Origin of the sequence: Thioclava electrotropha, assembly GCF_002085925.2 — a bacterium.
Classification (GTDB): Bacteria; Pseudomonadota; Alphaproteobacteria; order Rhodobacterales; family Rhodobacteraceae; genus Thioclava; species Thioclava electrotropha.
This window is the reverse complement of sequence record NZ_CP053562.1, coordinates 897,806-917,614: the sequence shown is the minus strand read 5'-3', so window position 1 is coordinate 917,614 and position 19,809 is coordinate 897,806. Positions and strand designations below refer to the sequence as shown.

The 19,809-nt window shown below is 65.0% G+C and carries 16 protein-coding genes; 5 read left to right on the top strand and 11 right to left on the bottom strand.

Annotated features, from left to right (window positions below):
• Positions 1 to 3: 3 nt before the first annotated feature.
• The 3 genes from pdhA to AKL02_RS04545 all read right to left on the bottom strand — a co-directional run bounded on the left by pdhA (position 4) and on the right by AKL02_RS04545 (position 6,493).
• The gene (gene pdhA / locus AKL02_RS04555; protein ID WP_083078808.1) at positions 4 to 2,001 is read right to left on the bottom strand and encodes a pyruvate dehydrogenase (acetyl-transferring) E1 component subunit alpha; all 1,998 of its coding nucleotides are present in this window, start codon (positions 1,999 to 2,001) and stop codon (positions 4 to 6) included.
• Positions 1,998 to 3,737 (bottom strand): acetate--CoA ligase, encoded by a 1,740-nt coding sequence (gene acsA / locus AKL02_RS04550; protein WP_083078806.1) that lies wholly within the window; start codon positions 3,735 to 3,737, stop codon positions 1,998 to 2,000. Before acsA ends, pdhA begins: the two co-directional genes overlap by 4 nt.
• Before the next feature lie 119 nt (positions 3,738 to 3,856).
• Entirely contained in the window at positions 3,857 to 6,493 is a 2,637-nt protein-coding gene (locus AKL02_RS04545) for a cation-translocating P-type ATPase (protein ID WP_232621715.1), read from the bottom strand.
• Between the two features lie 234 nt (positions 6,494 to 6,727).
• Between AKL02_RS04545 and AKL02_RS04540 the strand changes: the two genes are divergently transcribed.
• The 4 genes from AKL02_RS04540 to AKL02_RS04525 are packed head-to-tail and all read left to right on the top strand — an operon-like array spanning position 6,728 to position 10,912.
• Entirely contained in the window at positions 6,728 to 7,987 is a 1,260-nt protein-coding gene (locus tag AKL02_RS04540) for an ABC transporter substrate-binding protein (RefSeq protein ID WP_083078842.1), read from the top strand.
• A gap of 29 nt (positions 7,988 to 8,016) precedes the next feature.
• Entirely contained in the window at positions 8,017 to 8,898 is an 882-nt protein-coding gene (locus AKL02_RS04535; RefSeq protein WP_083078800.1) for a carbohydrate ABC transporter permease, read from the top strand.
• A complete protein-coding gene (locus tag AKL02_RS04530; RefSeq protein WP_083078797.1) occupies positions 8,895 to 9,788 on the top strand; it encodes a carbohydrate ABC transporter permease in 894 nt (297 codons plus the stop codon). Before AKL02_RS04535 ends, AKL02_RS04530 begins: the two co-directional genes overlap by 4 nt.
• A gap of 2 nt (positions 9,789 to 9,790) precedes the next feature.
• Positions 9,791 to 10,912, top strand: a complete 1,122-nt coding sequence (locus AKL02_RS04525) for an ABC transporter ATP-binding protein (RefSeq protein ID WP_083078795.1) — start codon at positions 9,791 to 9,793, stop codon at positions 10,910 to 10,912.
• 101 nt (positions 10,913 to 11,013) lie between these two features.
• On the opposite strand, the gene AKL02_RS04520 is transcribed toward AKL02_RS04525, so the two are convergent.
• Positions 11,014 to 11,634: an autoinducer binding domain-containing protein gene (locus AKL02_RS04520; RefSeq protein WP_078539936.1), complete on the bottom strand. Its 621-nt coding sequence runs from the start codon at positions 11,632 to 11,634 to the stop codon at positions 11,014 to 11,016.
• A gap of 108 nt (positions 11,635 to 11,742) precedes the next feature.
• Between AKL02_RS04520 and AKL02_RS04515 the strand changes: the two genes are divergently transcribed.
• A complete protein-coding gene (locus AKL02_RS04515; protein WP_083078793.1) occupies positions 11,743 to 12,213 on the top strand; it encodes an autoinducer binding domain-containing protein in 471 nt (156 codons plus the stop codon).
• Positions 12,214 to 12,297: 84 nt separating this feature from the next.
• Here AKL02_RS04515 and AKL02_RS04510 read toward each other — a convergent pair whose 3' ends face one another.
• From AKL02_RS04510 to AKL02_RS04480, 7 genes are all read right to left on the bottom strand, one after another.
• On the bottom strand, positions 12,298 to 13,152 hold the full coding sequence (locus AKL02_RS04510) for an SMP-30/gluconolactonase/LRE family protein (RefSeq protein WP_083078791.1): 855 nt from the start codon (positions 13,150 to 13,152) through the stop codon (positions 12,298 to 12,300).
• The gene (locus tag AKL02_RS04505; RefSeq protein WP_083078788.1) at positions 13,149 to 13,757 is read right to left on the bottom strand and encodes a 2-dehydro-3-deoxy-6-phosphogalactonate aldolase; all 609 of its coding nucleotides are present in this window, start codon (positions 13,755 to 13,757) and stop codon (positions 13,149 to 13,151) included. The genes AKL02_RS04510 and AKL02_RS04505 overlap by 4 nt, the downstream gene beginning before the upstream one ends.
• Positions 13,754 to 14,644, bottom strand: coding sequence for a 2-dehydro-3-deoxygalactonokinase (locus AKL02_RS04500; RefSeq protein WP_083078785.1), 891 nt, complete (start codon positions 14,642 to 14,644; stop codon positions 13,754 to 13,756). The genes AKL02_RS04505 and AKL02_RS04500 overlap by 4 nt, the downstream gene beginning before the upstream one ends.
• Positions 14,641 to 16,713 carry an alpha-galactosidase gene (locus AKL02_RS04495; RefSeq protein ID WP_083078783.1) on the bottom strand — a complete coding sequence of 691 codons (2,073 nt, stop codon included), beginning with the start codon at positions 16,711 to 16,713 and terminating at the stop codon, positions 14,641 to 14,643. The genes AKL02_RS04500 and AKL02_RS04495 overlap by 4 nt, the downstream gene beginning before the upstream one ends.
• On the bottom strand, positions 16,710 to 17,555 hold the full coding sequence (locus tag AKL02_RS04490) for a carbohydrate ABC transporter permease (RefSeq protein WP_078519897.1): 846 nt from the start codon (positions 17,553 to 17,555) through the stop codon (positions 16,710 to 16,712). The genes AKL02_RS04495 and AKL02_RS04490 overlap by 4 nt, the downstream gene beginning before the upstream one ends.
• A gap of 1 nt (position 17,556) precedes the next feature.
• Positions 17,557 to 18,447 (bottom strand): carbohydrate ABC transporter permease, encoded by an 891-nt coding sequence (locus AKL02_RS04485; protein ID WP_078520040.1) that lies wholly within the window; start codon positions 18,445 to 18,447, stop codon positions 17,557 to 17,559.
• Positions 18,448 to 18,564: 117 nt separating this feature from the next.
• Positions 18,565 to 19,800, bottom strand: coding sequence for an ABC transporter substrate-binding protein (locus AKL02_RS04480; protein ID WP_078604105.1), 1,236 nt, complete (start codon positions 19,798 to 19,800; stop codon positions 18,565 to 18,567).
• Positions 19,801 to 19,809: the final 9 nt, after the last annotated feature.

The following is a 19,809-nucleotide window of genomic DNA, read 5'->3' as shown; positions in this document are numbered from 1 at the left end:
GCGTCACCCTTTCCCGAGCGCCGCCTTCACGGCGGCGGCAATGGCGGGCACCTGCGGAATGGCGGCGTCCTCGAGATGTTTGGGATAGGGGATCGGCACCTCGGCCGAGCCAACCCGCCCCACCGGCGCATCGAGATGCCAGAAGGATTTCTCGCCGATCCGGGCCGCGATCTCGGCCGAAAGCGAGCCCGACCGCCAGCCCTCATCCACGATCACCGCGCGGCGCGTGCGCGCGAGCGAGGCCATGATCGTCTCGTCATCGAGCGGCCGCAGGGACCGCAGGTCGATCACTTCCGCCTCGATCCCCTCGCCTGCCAGCACCTCGGCCGCCTCCAGCGTCTTCCACAGCGATCCGCCATAGGTGATCAGGCTGATATCCTTGCCCGCGCGCCGGATCGCGGCCCTGTCGATATCGACCGGCCCGGCATTCGCCGCGATCTGGCCCGTCATGTTGTAGAGCATGACGTTCTCGAAGATCAGCACCGGATCGGGATCCTCAATAGCGGTCCAGAGCATCCCGCGCGCGTCCTCCAGCGTGGCAGGCGCCAAGACCCGCAGCCCAGGAATATGCGCGTACCACCCTTCGAGCGAATGGGAATGCTGCGCCGCCAGCTGCTTGCCCGCGCCGGTCGCGAGGCGGATCACTACGGGCGCGCCGAACTGCCCGCCCGACATATGCCGGATCGTGGCGGCGGTGTTCATGATCTGGTCGAGCGCGAGCAGCGAGAAATTCACCGTCATCACCTCGACGATGGGTCGCATCCCCGCCGCCGCAGCGCCAATTCCAGCCCCGGTGAAGCCGGACTCCGACAGCGGCGTGTCGCGTATGCGATCTTCGCCAAACTCGTCCATCAACCCTTTCGAGACCGCGTAGCAGCCACCGTATGCGCCCACATCCTCGCCCATCAGGAAGACCCGCTCGTCACGGCTCATCGCGTCGCGAATGCCCTGCTTGACCGCCTCGCGATAGGTCATCTCGACGGTCTCGGTGCTTGGCTCTGGCGGCGCGGGCGGCGCGGGGCGATCCTCGGCCATGACATGACGGGTGAGCGTCTCGAGCGGCTCCCACTCGCTCGCCTCGGCATAGGCCACGGCGGCGGCGATCTCGTCTTCGACGTCCGCCTCGATCTGCGCGACCTCCTCGGGATGCATAAGCCCGCTCTTGTAGAGCCATGACTGGAACCGCACGATCGGCCCTTTCTCGCGCCACGCGGCCACCTCGTCCTTGTCGCGATAGAGCTGGGCGTCGAACATCGAATGCGCCCGGAACCGATAGGTCAGGCATTCAAGGAAATAGGGCTTGCCGGTCTCGCGGATCGCGGCGAGCGCGCGGCGGGTGGCGGCTTCGACCGCGACCACGTCCATCCCGTCCACCTGTTCCGTCACCGTGCCATAGGCGGCCGCCTTGCGCCGGATGTCGGTCACAGCCTCGGTGCGCGCCAGGGCCGAGCCCATCGCGTAGCCGTTATTCTCGCAGACGAAGAGCACCGGCAGCGACCAGAGCTGCGCGAGGTTCATCGACTCGTGGAACTCGCCCTCGGCTACCGCGCCTTCGCCGAAGAAGCAGGCGGTGACATTGGGCGCACCCATCATCCGGTCGCGCAGCGCGAGCCCCACGGCCAGCGGCAGCCCGCCCCCCACGATCGCGTTGCCGCCGTAGAAATTTCGCTCAGCGTCGAAGATATGCATCGAGCCGCCCCGCCCGCCCGAGGCACCGGTGGCCTTGCCATACATCTCGGCCATCACGCGCTCCATCGGCACGCCGCGCACCAACGCATGGCCGTGCTCGCGATAGGTCGCCACAACGCGATCCTCGGGGCCAAGCCGCGGGATCACGCCAGAGGCCACCGCCTCCTCGCCATCGTAGAGATGGAGGAAGCCGCGGATTTTCTCCTGCGTGTAGAGCTCGGCGCATTTATCCTCGAAATGGCGCACACGGATCATCGCCGTGAGCAATTCGCGGATGTAGTCATGGGTCAGATGCGGTTTATCGGCAGTCATGTCTCGTCACTCTCCAGCGTCGAAATATCGCCTTCCGGCAGGCCCAGCTCGCGCGCCTTCAGCAGACGGCGCATGATCTTGCCCGAACGGGTCTTTGGCAGGGTTTTGCGGAACACCACCTCGCGCGGGGCGACCGCCGCGCCGAGCTTTTTGCGCGCGAGGCCCCGGATGTCGCGTTCGAGGTCCTCGGAGGGCTCGAACCCCGGATTGAGCGCGACATAGGCCTTCACGACCTCGCCTGCGGTCTCGTCGGGCAGGCCGATCACGGCGGCCTCGGCCACCGCCGGGTGCTCGATCAGCGCGCTTTCGACCTCGAAGGGGCCGATCAGGTGACCGGAAGATTTGATGAGGTCATCGGCCCGGCCGACGAACCAGAAATACCCCTCCGCGTCGCGCATCGCGAGATCGCCCGAGAGATACCAGCCACCCACGAAACACTTCTTGTAGCGCGCCTCTTCGTGCAGATAGGCACGCATCATCGAGGGCCAGCCGGGGCGCAGCGCCAGTTCGCCGATCTCACCGGGCTTGCAGTCGCGCAGCCCATCATCGACACGCTCCACGATCCCCGCCTCGATCCCGGGCAACGGCTTGCCCATCGAGCCGGGATGCACATCCATCGCGCGGGTATTGGCGATCATGATCCCGCCGGTCTCGGTCTGCCACCAATTGTCGTGGAAGGGTTTGCCGAAGACCTCGTTGCCCCAGACCACGGCCTCGGGGTTGAGCGGCTCGCCCACCGAGGCCATGAACCGCAGCTTCGAGAAATCGTAAGGCTCGGCCGCCTCTTTCCCTGCGCGCATCATCATCCGGATCGCGGTGGGCGCGGTGTACCAGACCTCGATCTGCTCTCGCTCGAGAATGCCATACCAGCGGTCGAGATCGAAATCGGCCTCGTCGATGACCATCCGCACCCGGTTCACCAGCGGCGAGATGATCCCGAAGGAGGTGCCCGTCACCCAGCCCGGATCGGCGGTGCACCAGTAGCGCGTGCCCGGCGTCAGCTCGAGCGCGTAGCGCCCCGCGGCGGCATGCATCACTACTGCATTATGCACATGCACCGCGCCTTTCGGGCGGCCCGTGGTGCCGGAGGTGAAATGGATCAGCGCGGGGTCTTCGGGGGCCGTGTGGACCGTCTCGAACTCCTCCGAGGCCGCCGCCATCGCAGGGCCGAGTGCGACGCAATCGTCGGGCGCTTCGTCGCCGATGATCAGCACCAGTTTCAGGGAGGGAATCTCGTCGCGCCACGCCGCGATCTTACGGCGATAGATCGAGACGGTGGTGATCAGCGCATTGGCCTCGCCGATCTCGAGCCGGGTGCGCAAGGGTTCAGGCCCGAAGGCGGAAAAGAGCGGCGAGAAGATCATCCCCGCCTTCAGCGTGCCCAGCGCCGCGACATAGAGATCGGGCACGCGCCCTGCGAGACCGAAGAGCCGATCGCCCGGTTTCAGCCCGTGGCTTGTCAGCACATTGGCGAAGCGTGCGGTCCGGGCAGCGAGATCGCCATAGCTCAGGCTTTCTCGCGCGCCGTCCTTGCCCAGCCACAGGATCGCCTCGTCACCGCCGTGCCCCGAGGCGACATGCCGATCCACCGCCTCGTAGGCGATGTTCAACCCGCCATCGGGAAAGCCGTCGAGCATCGCCCGCGCGGTGTCCCATGTGAACGCCTCGCGGACCTCATCGGTCAGCGTGGCGGCTGCCCGTTCGGCATCCGACTTCTGGATAATCGCCCAAGTCATCACGCCTCCTCCCAAGGTGATGCCAGTCGATGGGCCGCCCCTGTCACGAACGGCCATGAACTTCCCTAGGCGAAGACAGGAGGCAGTTTCATTGATGTGGCTCAACGCGGGAGCGGAAATTATCTGCGGGTTGCGCGCGATACGACCAGATGCCCCAGCAGCGGCGGAAGCAGGCTCATCGCCCCGGCGAGCGTCAGCCCCGCGATACCGGGCGACGGTAGCTGCAGCACATCGGAGAGCCCCGGCAGCCACAGCGCCCCGGCGATCAGCACGAGACACAGGACAAGCGCCCCCCAGACATAGGGGTTGCGCGTCACATCGTTGCGCAGGGCGTGGGTGTCGGCCTCGCGCATGTTGAACACATTCCACAGCTGGCCCAGCGCGAGTGTGACGAAGGCCACGGTGACGGCAGCGGCGGGCGCAAGCTGCAAACCATAGAGCGCCCCCCCGAAAGCCAGCATCGTCGCCAGCGTGACGATCGCCCCGAGCGCAATGATGCGCCCCCATTCCCTGCGCGCGAGGATCGGCTCGGCGCGGTCACGGGGCGGACGGCGCATCTCATGACCGTCCCCATGCCCCAAGCCGAGCGCCAGCGCGGGGAAGACATCGGTGACGAGATTGAGAAAGAGGATCTGCAGCGGCAGGAGCGGTGAAGGAAGCCCCACTCCCACGGCGATCCCGACCACAAGGATCTCCGAGAGATTGCACGACATCAGGTAGACGATGAACTTGCGGATATTGCCGAAGATCACCCTGCCCTGTCGCACCGCCTCGACGATGGTCGCGAAATCGTCGTCCTTGAGCACCATATGCGCGGCCTCGCGGGCGACTTGGGTGCCGCGTTGGCCCATCGCGATGCCGATATCGGCTTTCTTCAGCGCCGGCGCGTCATTCACCCCGTCGCCGGTCATCGCGACAGTCTCCCCCTCGCGCTGATAGAAGCTGACGAGGTCCAGCTTCGTCGCCGGAGCCACGCGGGCAAAGACGCTGGCCTTGCGCAGGCGGTCGAGCGTTTCCTCCGGGGCGTTTTCCAGATCGAGCCCGGTGAGGTCTCGCCCCTCGATCGCCACCGCACAATTTCCGCTGATCCCGGCATCTTTCGCGATGCGCGCGGCGGTCTCGGCATGATCGCCTGTCAGCATGATCACCCGGACCCCCGCGCTCTGGCAGGCCGCGATCGCGGGGGGCACATCCTCGCGCAACGGATCGGCAAGGCAGGCAATCGCGACAAGCGTCAGCCCCTCATAGGGCGCGTCCTCCGTCCCGTCCGTCCGCTTCATCGCGAGGCCGATCCCACGCAGCCCCTCGCTCGCGGCGTCCGCGTTCCGCGCGATCCAGTCGGCCTTGTCTTCGGCGCTCAGATGGCGCGGGCCTTCCGCCCCCAGAACCTCGGAGCAAGAGGCGATCACCGCCTCGGGCGCGCCCTTCACCGCATAGAGCGCGCGCCCGTCCGGCAACGCATGGACCGTCGCCATCATCAGGCTGTCGCTCTCGAAAGCATGTTGGAGCAGGCGTGGCTCCGCTTCGTCCTCTGTCACCCCCGCCTGTCTTGCCGCACTCAGCAAGGCCAGTTCGGTCGGGTCGCCGATCCGGCCCTCATCGCCATCGCCCAACTCGGCATTGTTGCACAGCATGCCGATCTTCAACGCGGCGCGCAGACGGTCCTCCGCGATACCGGTCTCCGGCCCATCCAGATCCACGCTCCCCCCATCGAGCAAGACCTGCACCACGCTCATCCGGTTCTCGGTCAGTGTCCCGGTCTTGTCCGTCAGGATCAGCGTCGTCGCCCCGAGCGTCTCGACCGAGGACAGGCGACTGATCAGGGCATTGCGCTGCACCATGCGCCACATCCCGCGCGCAAGCGACAAGGTGGCCACGACGGGGATGCCTTCGGGGATCGCGGCCACGGCAAGCGCGACCCCGGTCTGGATCATACTGGTGAGCGGGTGGCCCTGCGCCAGCCCCGTCACGATGATCGCGACGGCAAGAACGATCGTCAGCCAGACCAGTCGCTGCCCGAGCCGCGTCAATTGGTGTTCGAGCGGTGTGGGTTCCGTACTGGCCGCCATCGCAAGCTGGCTGATCTTGCCGATCTCGGTCTCCATGCCGGTCCGCACCACCACGCCGGTTCCGGCCCCCCGTGTGACGGCCGCGCCCTTGAACCCCATATTGGTGCGATCCCCCAGCACCGCATCGGATGGCAGCGGTTTGGTGGTCTTGAGCACCGGAAGGGACTCGCCGGTCAGCACGGATTCGTCACAATGAAGCCCCGACGCCTCGACGAGCCGCAGATCGGCGGTCACCACATCGCCCGCTTCGAGCATCACGAGATCGCCCGGCACGAGATCGCGGGCATCCACCTCGATCAGCATCCCGTCCCGACGGACGCGGGTGCGGACCTCGGCGACGCTGAACAGCGCCTCCATCGAGCGGGTGGCGCGCAACTCCGTGAAAAACCCGATCGCGCCGTTCAAGAGCAGCACGACGAGGATCGCCAGCGCCTCGACGATATCGTTGATGACCAGCGAGAATATCGTTGCCAGAACGAGAAGCGCGACGATCACCCCCTGAAACTGATGCAGCAGGATGCGCAATGCACTTCGGGGCTTGGGACGACGCAGAGCGTTCGGGCCGTGGCGCGCGAGGCGCGTGGCGGCCTCCTCAGCGCTCAGCCCGTTCGGAAAAGGGACGGACAGACGCGCGATCACCGCCTCGGCGGTTTCGGCAAAAGCTGGCGCGGCGTCGGTATCCTGCATCACGAGGCCTTCAGTCATCCCGCGGCGATGGTAAGCCTTTCGGCAGGCAGCGCAATCGCCCGGACCTGTGTAGGGATGCCACGGGTCACACTCGCCTCTGCCCCCGTCCGCCTCACCCGTGATTCACAAATCGTTGATCGAGATCAATGACGTTCTGCGCCTGTCGTCTCAGCCTAAATCTCGTGTCGGGCTGCGATCATGGACCGCGAACTCGACCGGGAGGAGGAGGAAAACATGCACATTTGTAAAGCCATGATGGCGGTCGTGAGTGTCGCCGGCGCGCTCTCAGCGAGCGCGGCACGGGCGGATGGCACGGTCGAGGTCCTGCACTGGTGGACTTCGGGCGGCGAGGCCAAGGCCGTCGGAGAACTGAAGAAAGCCTTCGAGGCCGAGGGCGGCGAATGGATCGACTCGCCGATCGCGGGCGGTGGCGGCGATGCCGCGATGACGGCGCTGCGCGCCCGCGTCGTGGCCGGCAATCCGCCGACGGCCGTGCAGCTCAAAGGGCCGGGTATCCAGGAATGGGCCGAGCAAGGCGCGCTGAACGACGTTCAGTCCGTCGCGGACGAAGGCAACTGGGACTCGGTGCTGCCGCCGGCGCTGGCCGAGATCATGAAATATCAGGGCAAATACGTCGCAGCCCCGGTCAACATCCACCGCGTCGACTGGATGTGGGCCAACCCCGAGGCGCTCAAGAAAGCGGGCGTCGAGGAGATGCCCACGACATGGGACGAGTTCAACGCCGCCGCCGACAAGCTGCAGGCGGCGGGCATCGTACCGCTCGCCCATGGCGGTCAGCCGTGGCAGGACGCGACGCTGTTCGAAGACGTGGTGCTTGGCATCGGCGGCGCCGATTTCTTCCGCAAGGCGCTGGTGGAGCTCGATCCGGAGGCTCTGACCTCGGACATGATGGTCAAGTCCTTCGACCAGCTGCGCAAGCTGCGCGGCTATGTCGATCCGAACTTCTCGGGACGCGACTGGAACCTCGCGACCGCGATGGTAATGCGCGGCGAGGCCGGTTTCCAGATCATGGGCGACTGGGCGAAGGGCGAATTCCTTGCCGCCGGCAAAGTACCGGAACAGGATTTCCTGTGCTGGCCCACGCCGGGCAAGGGCTTCGTGCTGAACTCGGACAGCTTCACCTTCTTCAAGGTGGAGGGCGAGGACCGTATCGAGGGTCAGAAAGTGCTTGCACGACTGATCATGTCGCCCGAGTTCCAGAAGGTGTTCAACCTCGCCAAGGGGTCGATCCCGGCGCGCACGGACGTGCCGCTCGACGATTTCGACGCCTGCGCCAAACGCTCGCATGAAGACCTGCTGGCGGCGATCGAGAACGACACGCTGGTGCCTTCGATGGCGCATGAGATGGCGGTGCCGCGCTCGGTGCGGGGCGAGTTCCTCGATCTCGTGACCGCTTTCTTCAACTCTGACATGAGTTCCGAGGACGCGGTCAAGCAACTTGCGGCCGCGATCAAGCGCGCGCAGGAAAACTAGGGCCTGCAATGCCCGGAGGCACGGGGCCCATGGCAAGGTTCGGGCGGGCGCTGGAACGGCGCCTGCCCGCGATCGTGGTCTCGCCGCTTTTCGCGGCGAGCCTGTTCTTCGTTTACGGCTTCATCCTCTGGACGGCCTATATCTCGCTGACCCGGTCAGGAGTGATGCCCAACTACCAGTTCGACGGGCTGAGCCAATATGTCCGGCTCTGGGAGACGCCACGCTGGTATGTGGCGATCCGCAATCTCTTCGTCTTCTCGGGCCTGTTCATCTCGATCTCGATGGCGATCGGCATCCTTCTGGCGATCCTGCTAGATCAGAAGGTGCGCATCGAGGGGGTGATCCGCACGATCTACCTCTACCCGATGGCGCTCAGTTTCATCGTCACCGGCACGGTCTGGAAATGGATGCTGAACCCCGGCCTCGGGCTGGAGCGGCTGATGCATCAGGCCGGGTTCGAGAATTTCAGTTTCGACTGGTTGGTGAACTCTCATTACGCGATCTACACGGTTGTGATCGCAGCCGTCTGGCAAAGCTCCGGCTACGCGATGGCGCTGTTTCTGGCGGGGCTCCGCTCGGTCGATGACGAGGTCCTGAAAGCGGCGGCGATCGACGGCGCGGGGCTGTGGCGCACCTATACCGGGATCGTGCTGCCGATGCTGCGGCCGGTGTTCCTGTCCACCGTCATCATCCTCGCCCATCTCGCGATCAAGAGCTTCGATCTGGTGATCGCGCTGACCGGCGGGGGGCCGGGCTATGCCACCGACATGCCCGCCACCTTCATGTATTCCTTCGCCTTCCAGCGCAGCGAGCTGGGCGTCGCGGCGGCGAGCGCCACGATGATGCTGATGACGGTCATCGCGATCATCGTGCCCTATCTCTACTCGGAACTGAGGAAGACCGGCGGATGAGCGGGCGCAACACAAGCGGGATCGTTCAGCGCAGGGGGCTGCATCACAGCCTGATGCGCGCCGTGCTGTTCGCCGTGCTCGGGGTGTTCTGCGTCTACTACCTGATCCCGCTTCTGGTGATGATCTCGACCTCGCTGAAATCGCTGGCCGAGATCCGGGAAGGCTCGCTGATCAGCCTGCCGAAAGAGTTCGACTTCAGCGCCTGGGAGAAGGCGTGGAACAGCGCCTGCGTGGGCGTGCGCTGCAACGGGCTGGCACCCTATATGTGGAACTCGGTGATGATGACCGTGCCGGCGGTGGCGATCTCGACGATACTCGGCGCGCTCAACGGCTATGCGCTAACCAAGTGGCGCTTTCGCGGCGCCGACACGATCTTCGCGCTGATGCTGTTCGGCGCCTTCATCCCGTTTCAGGTGATCTTGCTGCCGATGGCGCGGGTGCTGGGCCAGCTTGGCCTTGCGGGCACAATCCCGGGGCTGATCCTCGTACACACGGTCTATGGCCTCGCCTTCACCACGCTGTTCTTCCGCAATTTCTTCATCGGGGTCTCCAGCGGCATCATTCAGGCGGCGAAGGTCGACGGGGCGGGCTTCTTCGGCATCTTCTTCCGGCTCGTGCTGCCAATGTCGCTGCCCGCCATCGTGGTGACCGTGATCTGGCAGTTCACCCAGATCTGGAACGATTTCCTGTTCGGCGTGGCCTTCACCATCGGCGACAGCAACCCGGTGACGGTGGCGCTCAACAACGTGGTGAACACCTCGACCGGGGTGAAGGAATACAATGTCGACATGGCCGCGGCGATCATCGCGGCGCTGCCGACGCTGGCGGTTTATGTCGTCGCCGGAGCTTGGTTCGTGCGCGGGCTCTCGGCCGGAGCGGTGAAAGGGTAGCAATGGCAGCGGGAATTTCCCTTCAGGGCGTGCGCAAACGCTTCGGAACGAACGAGGTGATCAAGGGTATCGACCTCGAGATCGAAGCGGGCGAGTTCATCGTCCTCGTCGGGCCTTCGGGCTGCGGCAAGTCCACCCTGCTCAACCTGATCGCCGGGCTCGAGACGCTGAGCGACGGCCATATCGAGATCGCCGGGCGGCTGGTCGACGACACCCCGCCGCGCGACCGCGACATCGCGATGGTGTTCCAGTCCTACGCGCTCTACCCGACCAAGACGGTGCGCGAGAACATCACCTTCGGGATGCAGACCCGCCACGTCCCGCGCGCCGAACAGGCCACCGCAGTCGAGGAGTTCAGCACGCTTCTGCAGATCCACCCCTATCTGGACCGCAAGCCCGGTCAGCTTTCGGGCGGCCAGCGCCAACGCGTCGCGATGGGCCGGGCGCTGGTGCGCAAGCCCGAAGTGTTCCTGTTCGACGAGCCCTTGTCGAACCTCGACGCCAAGCTGCGGATCGAGATGCGCACCGAGATCAAGAAGCTGCACCAGCGGCTGGGCAAGACCGTTGTCTATGTCACCCACGACCAGATCGAGGCGATGACGCTGGCGACCCGGATCGCGGTGATGGATAACGGACATATCCGTCAGGTGGCCGAACCCGGAGAGATCTACGACGATCCGGTGGACCTCTTCGTCGCGAGCTTCATGGGATCGCCGTCGATGAACATGCTGCCAGGCGCTCTGCGGCGCGATGGGCAGACGGGCGCGCTGTCGGTGGAGGTGGCCGAGGGCACGGCGGGGGCGCTTCGCTTTCCCCTGCCTGCGAGGTTCACCGAGCGGGTCACCGCACCCGATGGACACAAGGTCGTTCTGGGGCTCCGGCCGGAGGCGATCTTCATGGCCGGGACCGAACTGCCCGGCCCCGACCGTTTCGTCTTCGAACGCCCGGTCGATCTGGTCGAGCCGACAGGCCCCGACACGATGATCGTCTTCGCCCTTGGCGAGATCGAGGTGATCGCCCGGGTCCGCCCGGAGGATGCCCTGCCCCCGGGCGCGCCCTTCAGCTTCGAGGTCGATATGGGCAAGGCCAAGGTCTTCGATGCCGAGACCGGCCTGCGCCTGTGACGCGGACCTTCGTAAGCCCCTAAAGCCCCCCGCGCCGATTGGCGCAACGCGGCTTTCGGCTATCGTCTTCGCAAGAGGAAAACCCGGTGGAGCGTCAAAGCTTACAGCAGGCCGCGACTTGCAGCGATGCTCGCAGCTTCTCTCAATGTCTTGGCCCCGAGGCGGTCCGCAGCGCCCCTGAGACGGGCCTTTACCCCGCCGACCGAGAGCTGCAATTCGTGGGCGACTTGCTTGTGCAGATAGCCCTTGGAATAGAGTTGAAGGGCCTGCATCTGCGCCTCTGTCGGCATCTCGGGCTCGGCGGCATGGATGCGCGACAGCACCGTCTCGATCTCTTCCATCTCGGAGACGTGCAGCTCCCGGTCAGCGCGCGCAAAGATCCCGAGGCTCCGCTTCGGCATCTCCTCCGTCCCATGGATCGACACGACACTTCCGAATTCGAAGCCAAATTTCCGATAGTCGCGCATGAAGTCCGTGCCGACGAAGCTGTCTATGTCCTTCCATCGCGCATAGCCCGAATTTTCCTGACACCAACGCAACAGCGGGTCGGCCAGCGCCAGTCCAGAAAAGGTATAATGATTGATCCAGTCAGCCGGAAACAGGTTCAACTCGGCCTCAGGCGCGAAGAAACCCGCCCGCAAAGCGATGTAGCAACCGGCTGGCGCGCGTTCGGCGAAAAGACTTTGAAAATCACTTAGCATCGTGTCGTTTCGATCTTCCATTCCCTCCGAGGGATTTATAGTCACCAAAGAGGAGAGCTCAATTAGGCCAAGCTAGTGCCGCGGCGTTTTGGTCAAGAATTTCTGTCAAGTTTATACAAGGATAGCTGCATGATCGACGTGCATGAAATGCGCCAGAGCTTGCAACGTCTGGGTGAAGTATCTGATTGGAAATTCGCCCTAGGGCTGCACATTCGCTTCGCCAATCCTACGCTGCTCTACCAGACATATCCACAAGAATGGATGAATTTCTACACCGCAAACGGCCTCGTATTCGTCGATCCGACGGTCAAGTGGGCGATGACCCATACAGGGATTTGTGATTGGTCCGAGCTCGCGGACCAAGACGAGAGCAATGTGTTCGGTCAGGCCGCCGAATTCGGACTGCGCTTCGGGAAGGCCATCGCGATCGGGGAGACCTCCCGGTCCGCTGGATTTTTCACACACCCTTCGCGGAAGATCGAAGACGCTGAGGCCGAGGAAGCCCGAGCGCTCCTGGAAGAGCTTCACGAGATGACGAAAGGTGTCGAGTCGTTGTCCGAGGGCGAGTTGGAGCGGCTCCGGTCTGAACTCCGCTTCTGAGACGATCCGGAAAGCCGGATCGTCCCCGAGAAAGCGCAGCAAGCCCGTGCTGTGTTCGCCCGAGCTTCGCTGCACGCATTGCGATCACCCGTCGAGTCGCACCGCGGGCTCGGGTCGCCCTGCAATCCCGGAGGGGGCGCAATAGACCCGGCCCTGCGCGACGTCGGGCGCCTCGATCCCTTCCTGAGCCGTGGTCACGAAAAGCGTCGTGAACTCCGCTCCGCCGAAAGCGGGACAGGAACTGTGCCGCCCGCCGACCGCGATCGCCCGGTCGAAGCGCCCGTCGGGCAGGTAGCGCGCCACGCGCCCAGCCCCCCATTGCGCACTCCAGAGTGCGCCCTCGGCATCGGTCTGCGCGCCGTCGGGGTTCAGACCCTCCGCACTCAGATCGACGAAGATTTCCGGCGCGTCCTCGGGCCAACCCTGCGCGTCGAGCGCGACGGTCATGATCTTTCCGGTCGGGGTGTCGGCGAAATAGGCGCGCCGGCCGTCCGGCGCGAAACAGATCGAATTGGGGATGGTGATCTCGGGAAAGAGCCGCTCCACCGTGCCCTCGAAATAGCGGTAGATCGCCCCCGCGCCCGTCTCCGCGTTCTTGCCCATGGTCGACGCCCAGAAGCCGCCCATCGGATCGGCCCGGCCATCGTTGCAGCGGGTGGCGGTGCTGTCGGCCTCGATCGCGGCGAGCGGCTCATGCGCACCCGTGGAGATGTCGAAACGACGCAGCCCGGTCTCGGTCGAGATCACCAGCGTCTCGGCATCGACCCAGCCCGCAGCCGAAGCCATCTGCCCGATCTCCCATTCGCGCGGCCTGCTCGCGTCGCGGCTGAGCATCCGCCCCGCGAGGATGTCGAACCAGAACAGCTGGCCACGTTCGGGATGCCAGAACGGCCCCTCGCCAAGGAAACAGGCGCGGTCGTCGAAAATCTCGAAACTCATGCCCCGCAGGCCTCGTCATAGCTGGCGACCAGCGCGCGGGCTTTCTCGGCAACGGTCTCTACGCTGTCGCCGGGTTTGTAGATCGACGAGCCGATGCCGTAGCCGGCCGCGCCCGCCTTGTGCCACTCGCCCATATTCGCGGCCGAGACACCGCCCACCGCATAAAGCGGCACCTCGGGCGGCAGCACAGCGCGCATCGCCTTGAGACCAATCGGCCCGATCAGCTCGCCCGGAAACAGCTTGAGCCCATCCGCCCCAGCGGCAAGCGCCGCGAAGGCCTCGGTCGGGGTCATCACGCCAGGAAAGCTCTGCAGTCCGGCGGCTTTCGAGGCAGCGATCACCTCGGTGTTGCAATTGGGCGAGACGATCAGCTTCGCACCGGTCGCGGCGACGGCGGCGACCTGATCCGTGGTCAGGACCGTCCCCGCCCCGATCAGCGCGTCGGAGCCGAAGCGCTCCACCATCGCGGCGATGCTGTCGAGCGGATCGGGCGAGTTCAGCGGCACCTCGATCCGGGTCACGCCCTCGGCGATCAGCGCCTCGCAGACGGGAAGGGCTTCAGCGGGGGTGATCCCGCGCAGGATGGCGATGATGGGTCGGCTCATGTGTCAGCTCCGATGGTCTGGCGCGCGGCATAGAGCCCCGCAAGGGTCACGTCTTCGGCGTCATGACTGGCTGCTTGGATGCCGCAACCGGCCAGCGCCCGGGTGTAGAGTGGGCTGAGAACAGGGCTTCCGATCAGCGCGACGGGCTGGCCCTGCCAGAGATCGCGCGTGGCGGACAGCTCCCAGCCGACCAGCAGCCCGGAGAGGCGGCATGCGGCGGTCTCGGGCGATTGCGCACCCAGTAGCGCCCCGGCCCGCAGCGCGAACAGCGCGCCATAGGCCGCCGCGGGATCGGCCAGCGCCTCGGCCACCGCCGCGTCGAAAGCTGCCATGTCCTGACAGCCTTCCCCGATCGTGTGGCGCAGCACCGAGCGATGCGCGAGCAGGTCGTAGATCTCGCCGGTCATGCAGCTGCGGAACCGCTCGATCCGGCCCGCGCGCAGGGCCACCCATTTCGTATGGGTTCCCGGCAGACAGATCGTGCCCTCGAAGCCGGGATTGCGCAGCAGGAAGCCCGCGATCTGGGTTTCCTCGCCGCGCATCACGTCGGGCGGACTGTCCTGACGCAGGCCGCAGGCGATATAGACGGGGCGCGCGGCATGATCCGGCACCCGCACGAGGCGCGGTTGGGCAGTGCAGGGCACCGGCGCGTAAGGCGCCTCGGCCCAGCCCTGACGCGAGCCGACCATGCCGCAGGTCACGACCGGGGCCGCGCCCCAGCCCGCGACGGCGTCTTCCAGCACCGGGCCGAACTCGGCGGGGGTGAGCTTGCCCATCCCCTGCTCCGAGCTCCGTCGGTCGAGCACCTCGCGCCCGCGCATCGACCAGACGCGCAAATGCGTCGTGCCCCAATCGGCGGCGATCCAGTCGGGAGCCGCGTCACTCATAGTCTTTCTCCTTCAATCACGTGAATGCGCTCGGGGAAGGTCCAGGGCAGGGTGATCCCCTGCCCCATCAACGCTTGCCCGCTGAGCGTAATCGGTCCGGTCTTGAGCGCGGGCGCCCCACGCGACAACCGGGGCAGATCTTCCGCGGTGATCAGCCGCAACCGGTAGCGCGCCGCGGGGTCGAGCCCGGTCAGCCGCAAGGGGCGCGGCAGGATCTGCGCAGAGGTCGCCGCCTGACCTGCGAAGGCCACGAAACGGCTGCCATCCTCGGCCAGCTGCAACTCGGCGATCACGGCCGGGTCAGCGCTGTCGAGCCGCAGGATATCTGCGCGCATCCGCCAGTCGCGGTTGTCCTTCCACCAGCGGGTGACGGCGCTCAGAACCTCGGCCTCCTCCGTGGTCAATTCGCGCGGGTCCATCTCGAAGCCCATATGGCGTTGCGCCGCGACCCATGCCCGGGTGCGAATGTCGATCACCCGGCCCGAGGTGTGGCAATGGCGCGGACCGACATGGGAGCCGGTGACGCAGCTCGGCAGGAACAGCGCCGCGTCATGCTGGATACGCAGGCGTTCGAGCGCGTCGTTGCTATCCGAGAGCCAAACCCGACCGGTGCGCTCGAGAATGCCGAAATCGATCCGGCCGCCGCCCGAGGCGCAGCTTTCGAACTCCACGTCTGGATGGGCCGCGCGCAGCCGGTCGAGCAGATCGTAGAGGCCGCGCGCCTGCGCGGCATCGGGATGCGGCAGCACCCGGTTATGATCCCATTTCACGTAAGAGATCGCGTAGGCCGAGAGCACCGCGTCGATCGCCGCGAAAAGATGATCGCGCACCGCCGGGTTCGCCATGTCTAGCACGCGCTGCTGGCGGCCCTCGATCTGATCCTCCGGGCCCAGCAGCCAGTCGGGATGCGCGCGCGCCAGATCGCTGTCGCGATTGACCATCTCGGGCTCGAACCAGAGGCCGAATTCCATCCCGAGGCTTTGGACATGATCGACCAGCGGCGTCAGCCCGTCGGGATATTTGCGCGGATCGACCGTCCAGTCGCCCAGCGAGGTCGTGTCGTCGTCACGCTTGCCGAACCAGCCATCGTCGAGCACGAAACGCTCCGCGCCAAGTGCTGCGGCGCGCTCTGCGATGGATTTCAGCTCGGCCAGATCATGTTTGAAATAAACCGCCTCCCAGCAGTTGTAATGCACCGGGCGCGCCTTGGCCCAAGGGGCGTATTTGCGCAAATGGCGCTGGAAGGCGACCGCGCAGCCATTGGAGCCCGATTCCGAGAAGGCCGCATACAGCGTCGCGGTCTCAAACCGCGTCGCCGGTTCCGGCTCGGAGCCGCTCGCATGGCCGAACTGGATTTGGCGCCGCCCGTCGGGCAGTTCCTCGGCAACGATCCGGTGCCCGCCGGACCAGCCGTAGTGGAAGGCGCGGGTTTCGCCCTGGGTCTTGGTGGCACCGCGCGACGGCAGGATCAGCCCCGGGAAATGTTCGTGCCCGGTGCGGCCCGTATGGTTGTCGCGCACGCGCTGGCCGGGACGCCACGGCGTCGGCTCGATCTGGAATTCACCGATCCAGCGACCGGAAAATTCATGCATCTCGTCGGCCAGTTGTGGCCCGGGGAAAACCGGGGCGGCGAGCCAATGGAGTGTGATCGGCGTGGCGCTCTCCAGCTCGGCCCGCGCTGCAATCAGTCCGGTGTCGGCGTCGAGCGCGAAGCTGGCCCTATAGCTCACACCCGACGCCGCATCGCGATAGACCAGCGTGAGCCGATCCTCGCGAAGCTCTTCCGACGCGAAGCGGAAGGCGGGCCGTAGCGGCCGCCCTGCCCCGTCGCGCGCGATCAGGCCCGGTTCACCGGGGAAGCTCTGGCTGGCCTCGGGACAGATCGAGACCTCCGGCGCGCGATCGAGCATCCCGCCGGTGACATCCGGCACGCTCGCCGCGGCCAAGCCCGCGAGATCTTCCCCCTTGGGCAGCGCCGCGCCCCAATAGACGATCTCGGGAAGCCGGTCGTCGTGACCCGCCAGAACGAGGCTCTGGCGGGCGTCTTGCAAATGCCACGTGCGGATCATTTCACCGCCCCGAGCGTCAGCCCTGCGATGAAGTGTTTCTGCATCAGGAAGAACATAGCCACCGGCGGCAGCGCGGCGAGGATCGAGCCTGCCGAGACCAGTTGCCACGCCGCGACCCATTGGCCGTTGAGCGATTGCAGTCCCGCGGTGATCGGCTGGGTATCCGCCCCCGTCGTCAGCACCGTCGCCCAGAAATAGTCATTCCAGATGAAGGTGAAGATCAGCACCGACAGCGCCGCGATCGCGGGCCGCACCAGAGGCAGCACGATGTGCCAGAAGATCTGCCATTCGCCGACACCTTCAACGCGGGCGGCCTCGATCAACTCTTTCGGCAGCGCCTTGATGAAGTTGCGCATGAAGAGCGTGCAGAAGCCGGTCTGGAAGGCGACATGGAACAGCGCGAGCCCCGTGATCGTGTCGTAAAGCCCCATCTTCACCGTCAGGTCGCGCACAGGCACCATGAGGATCTGGAAGGGCACGAAGTTCCCCGCCACGAAGATGAAGAAGATCAGCAGGTTGCCCTTGAACTTGTAGACGGCGAGCGCAAAGCCCGTCAGGCAGGACAGTGCGACCGCCCCGATCACCGTCGGGATCGTCACCTTGAACGAGTTCAGCATGTAGCTCGCGAAAGGCGAGTTCTTGAACACGTCGAGATAGTTCGAAAACGCCAGATAGGACGGTATGCCGAAGTAGTTGCCCTGCGCGAGATCGCTGGAGGGCCGGATCGAAGTGACGGCGACGCCCAGAAGCGGCAGCAGCCAGACCACCAGCATCACCGGAAGGGCTATCTGATAGGTCAGCCGGGCGGCGGGGCTCATGGATTGAATGGGTTTGGGAAACATCTCACAGGCCCCTTTCGTCGCGCCACATCTTCCAGATGAAGCCCGAAATGAAGATCATCATGATCGCGAACAGCACCACCGCGATCGCCGCGCCGTAGCCCATGCGATAGCCGTATTCCGACAGCGCCTGCTCATACATGTAGTAGGACAGCACCCGCGAGGAGCCGAAGGGCCCGCCATCGGTCATGATCGAGACGAGATCGAAGCTGCGCAGCGCCCCGATCACGGTGACGACGACCGCGATGAAAGTGGCCGGGCGCAGTTGCGGCAGCACGACATACCAGAGCATCTTGATGCCCTTCGCCCCATCGAGACGCGCCGCCTCGATCTGGTCGGGCGCGACCGCGTTCAGGCCGGTCAGGTAGAGGATCATGCAATAGGCGATCTGCGGCCACAGACCCGCTGCGATGATCCCGTAGGTCACCGTGTTGGGGTTCGCGAGGATCGCGATCCCAGTCCCGTCGAGCCATTTCGTCAGCTCGAAGAACAGCCCGAAGCCCGGTGCATAGAACCACGAGAAGATCAGGCCGACCACGACCTGAGAGATCACGAAGGGGAAGAAGAACAGCGACTTGTAGATCCGGATACCGCGCACGGTCTGGTTCAGGAACAGAGCGATGAACAGCCCGAACGGGATCGCCAGCATATAGAGCACCAGCCAGATCAGGTTGTTCTTGAGGCTGGTGTAAAAAGCGTCGTCATCGAGCAGCTCGAGATAATTCGACAGCCCGACCCACGTTTTCGCGCTCAGCCCGTCCCATTGGAAGAACGAGATCCACATCGACTCGCCGATCGGGATCAGCACGTAGATCAGGAACATCAGCACGCCGGGGGCGAGAAACAGCCAGGGCGCAAGTTTTCGGTTCAACCGGCGGCGGCGCGGTGCGGGCATGCCGGTCTCCGCGCGCGGCTCGGACATAGCGGGTGAGACGGTCATCGTCGCACTCCTCGGATCTGGAAAAACAGGAAGGGGCGGCGCCCTGTGACAGGCACCGCCCCTCGGGGAGGATCAGTTCTTGTAGACGCGCTGACGCACCTTCTCGAGACGCTCGAGGATTGCGTCGAGATGGTCAGGATAGGCCATGAATTCCTGGAAGCCTTCCATGCCCGCCTTCGCCATCTGCGCAGGTGCGTCACGGTCGAAGAACTGCGCGATGCCGCCATCGGCCGTGGACAGGATTTTGAAGCCCGCCTGCAGATAGGGATCGTCGCCCACCGAAGAGTTCTTGTTGATCGGCAGCTGACCGAGTTCTTCGTTCATCTTGGTCTGCACATCGGCCTTCGCGACATAGGCGAGGAACTTCTTGGCGTCCGCCTTGTTCTTGGCGCCTGCCGGAATGTGGATCGTATCGGTCGGCGCTTCTTCGGCGCGCGGGATATCCGGGTTGATCGTCGGGAAGTCCATGAAGCCCAGCGTGTCGTTGGTCATCCCGCCATCCTTGAAGGTGGCGACGGCGAAGTTGCCCATGACGTAATTCGCGGCCTTGCCCTGCACGATGTTCGACACCGCATCCTGCCAGTCGATCGCGGCGACGTTCTTCGTGGTGTAGGGCAGAACTTTCTTCCACTCCGCGAAGACGGCCTTCACCCGGTCATCGGTCCACGGAATCTCACCGCTGGTGAGCTTCATGTGGAAATCGTAGCCGTTGGTGCGCAGATCGAGATAGTCGAAGATCCCTGCCGCCGGCCACAGCGCCTTGGTGCCGGTGGTCAGGCAGTCGACGCCCATCTCCTTGAACTTCTTGCAGTTCGAGATGAACTCGTCCCAGGTCTTGGGCACCTCCACCCCGGCCTTCTTGTACACGTCTTTGTTATAGTAGATGCCCCACTGGTAGTAGGTATAGGGCACGCCCCATTGCTTGCCGTCGATGGTCATCGACTTGAGCGCGGAGCCGAGGCTGTCCTTGAGTCCGTTCTCCTCCCAGACATCGGACACATCGGTGAACTGCCCGGCATTGACGAAGGGCGCCATGCGGTTGCCCGCATACCAGTTCGCCAGATCGGGGCTGTCGGCGGTCAGGAAGTTGCGGATCGCGGTCTTGTAGCCCTCGTGATCGAAGGTGTTCACCTCGACTTTCACATCCGGATTTTCGGCCTCGAAGCCTTTCACGAGCTGTTCGAACGCGGCTTTCGGCGCCGGATCGGACGCATCTGTGAACAGCTTGAGCACGCGCTGCTCGGCCATCGCCGGAATGGCGATAGAGCCCATCAGCGCCACAAGCGCGGTGGTTTTCAGGAAATTCATTCGGTTCTC

Coding starts and splice junctions, on each gene's coding strand:
- pdhA (WP_083078808.1), bottom strand. CDS start 2,001: ATGACTGCCGATAAACCGCATCTGACCCATGACTACATCCGCGAATTG.
- acsA (WP_083078806.1), bottom strand. CDS start 3,737: ATGACTTGGGCGATTATCCAGAAGTCGGATGCCGAACGGGCAGCCGCC.
- AKL02_RS04545 (WP_232621715.1), bottom strand. CDS start 6,493: ATGCAGGATACCGACGCCGCGCCAGCTTTTGCCGAAACCGCCGAGGCG.
- AKL02_RS04540 (WP_083078842.1), top strand. CDS start 6,728: ATGCACATTTGTAAAGCCATGATGGCGGTCGTGAGTGTCGCCGGCGCG.
- AKL02_RS04535 (WP_083078800.1), top strand. CDS start 8,017: ATGGCAAGGTTCGGGCGGGCGCTGGAACGGCGCCTGCCCGCGATCGTG.
- AKL02_RS04530 (WP_083078797.1), top strand. CDS start 8,895: ATGAGCGGGCGCAACACAAGCGGGATCGTTCAGCGCAGGGGGCTGCAT.
- AKL02_RS04525 (WP_083078795.1), top strand. CDS start 9,791: ATGGCAGCGGGAATTTCCCTTCAGGGCGTGCGCAAACGCTTCGGAACG.
- AKL02_RS04520 (WP_078539936.1), bottom strand. CDS start 11,634: ATGGAAGATCGAAACGACACGATGCTAAGTGATTTTCAAAGTCTTTTC.
- AKL02_RS04515 (WP_083078793.1), top strand. CDS start 11,743: ATGATCGACGTGCATGAAATGCGCCAGAGCTTGCAACGTCTGGGTGAA.
- AKL02_RS04510 (WP_083078791.1), bottom strand. CDS start 13,152: ATGAGTTTCGAGATTTTCGACGACCGCGCCTGTTTCCTTGGCGAGGGG.
- AKL02_RS04505 (WP_083078788.1), bottom strand. CDS start 13,757: ATGAGCCGACCCATCATCGCCATCCTGCGCGGGATCACCCCCGCTGAA.
- AKL02_RS04500 (WP_083078785.1), bottom strand. CDS start 14,644: ATGAGTGACGCGGCTCCCGACTGGATCGCCGCCGATTGGGGCACGACG.
- AKL02_RS04495 (WP_083078783.1), bottom strand. CDS start 16,713: ATGATCCGCACGTGGCATTTGCAAGACGCCCGCCAGAGCCTCGTTCTG.
- AKL02_RS04490 (WP_078519897.1), bottom strand. CDS start 17,555: ATGTTTCCCAAACCCATTCAATCCATGAGCCCCGCCGCCCGGCTGACC.
- AKL02_RS04485 (WP_078520040.1), bottom strand. CDS start 18,447: ATGCCCGCACCGCGCCGCCGCCGGTTGAACCGAAAACTTGCGCCCTGG.
- AKL02_RS04480 (WP_078604105.1), bottom strand. CDS start 19,800: ATGAATTTCCTGAAAACCACCGCGCTTGTGGCGCTGATGGGCTCTATC.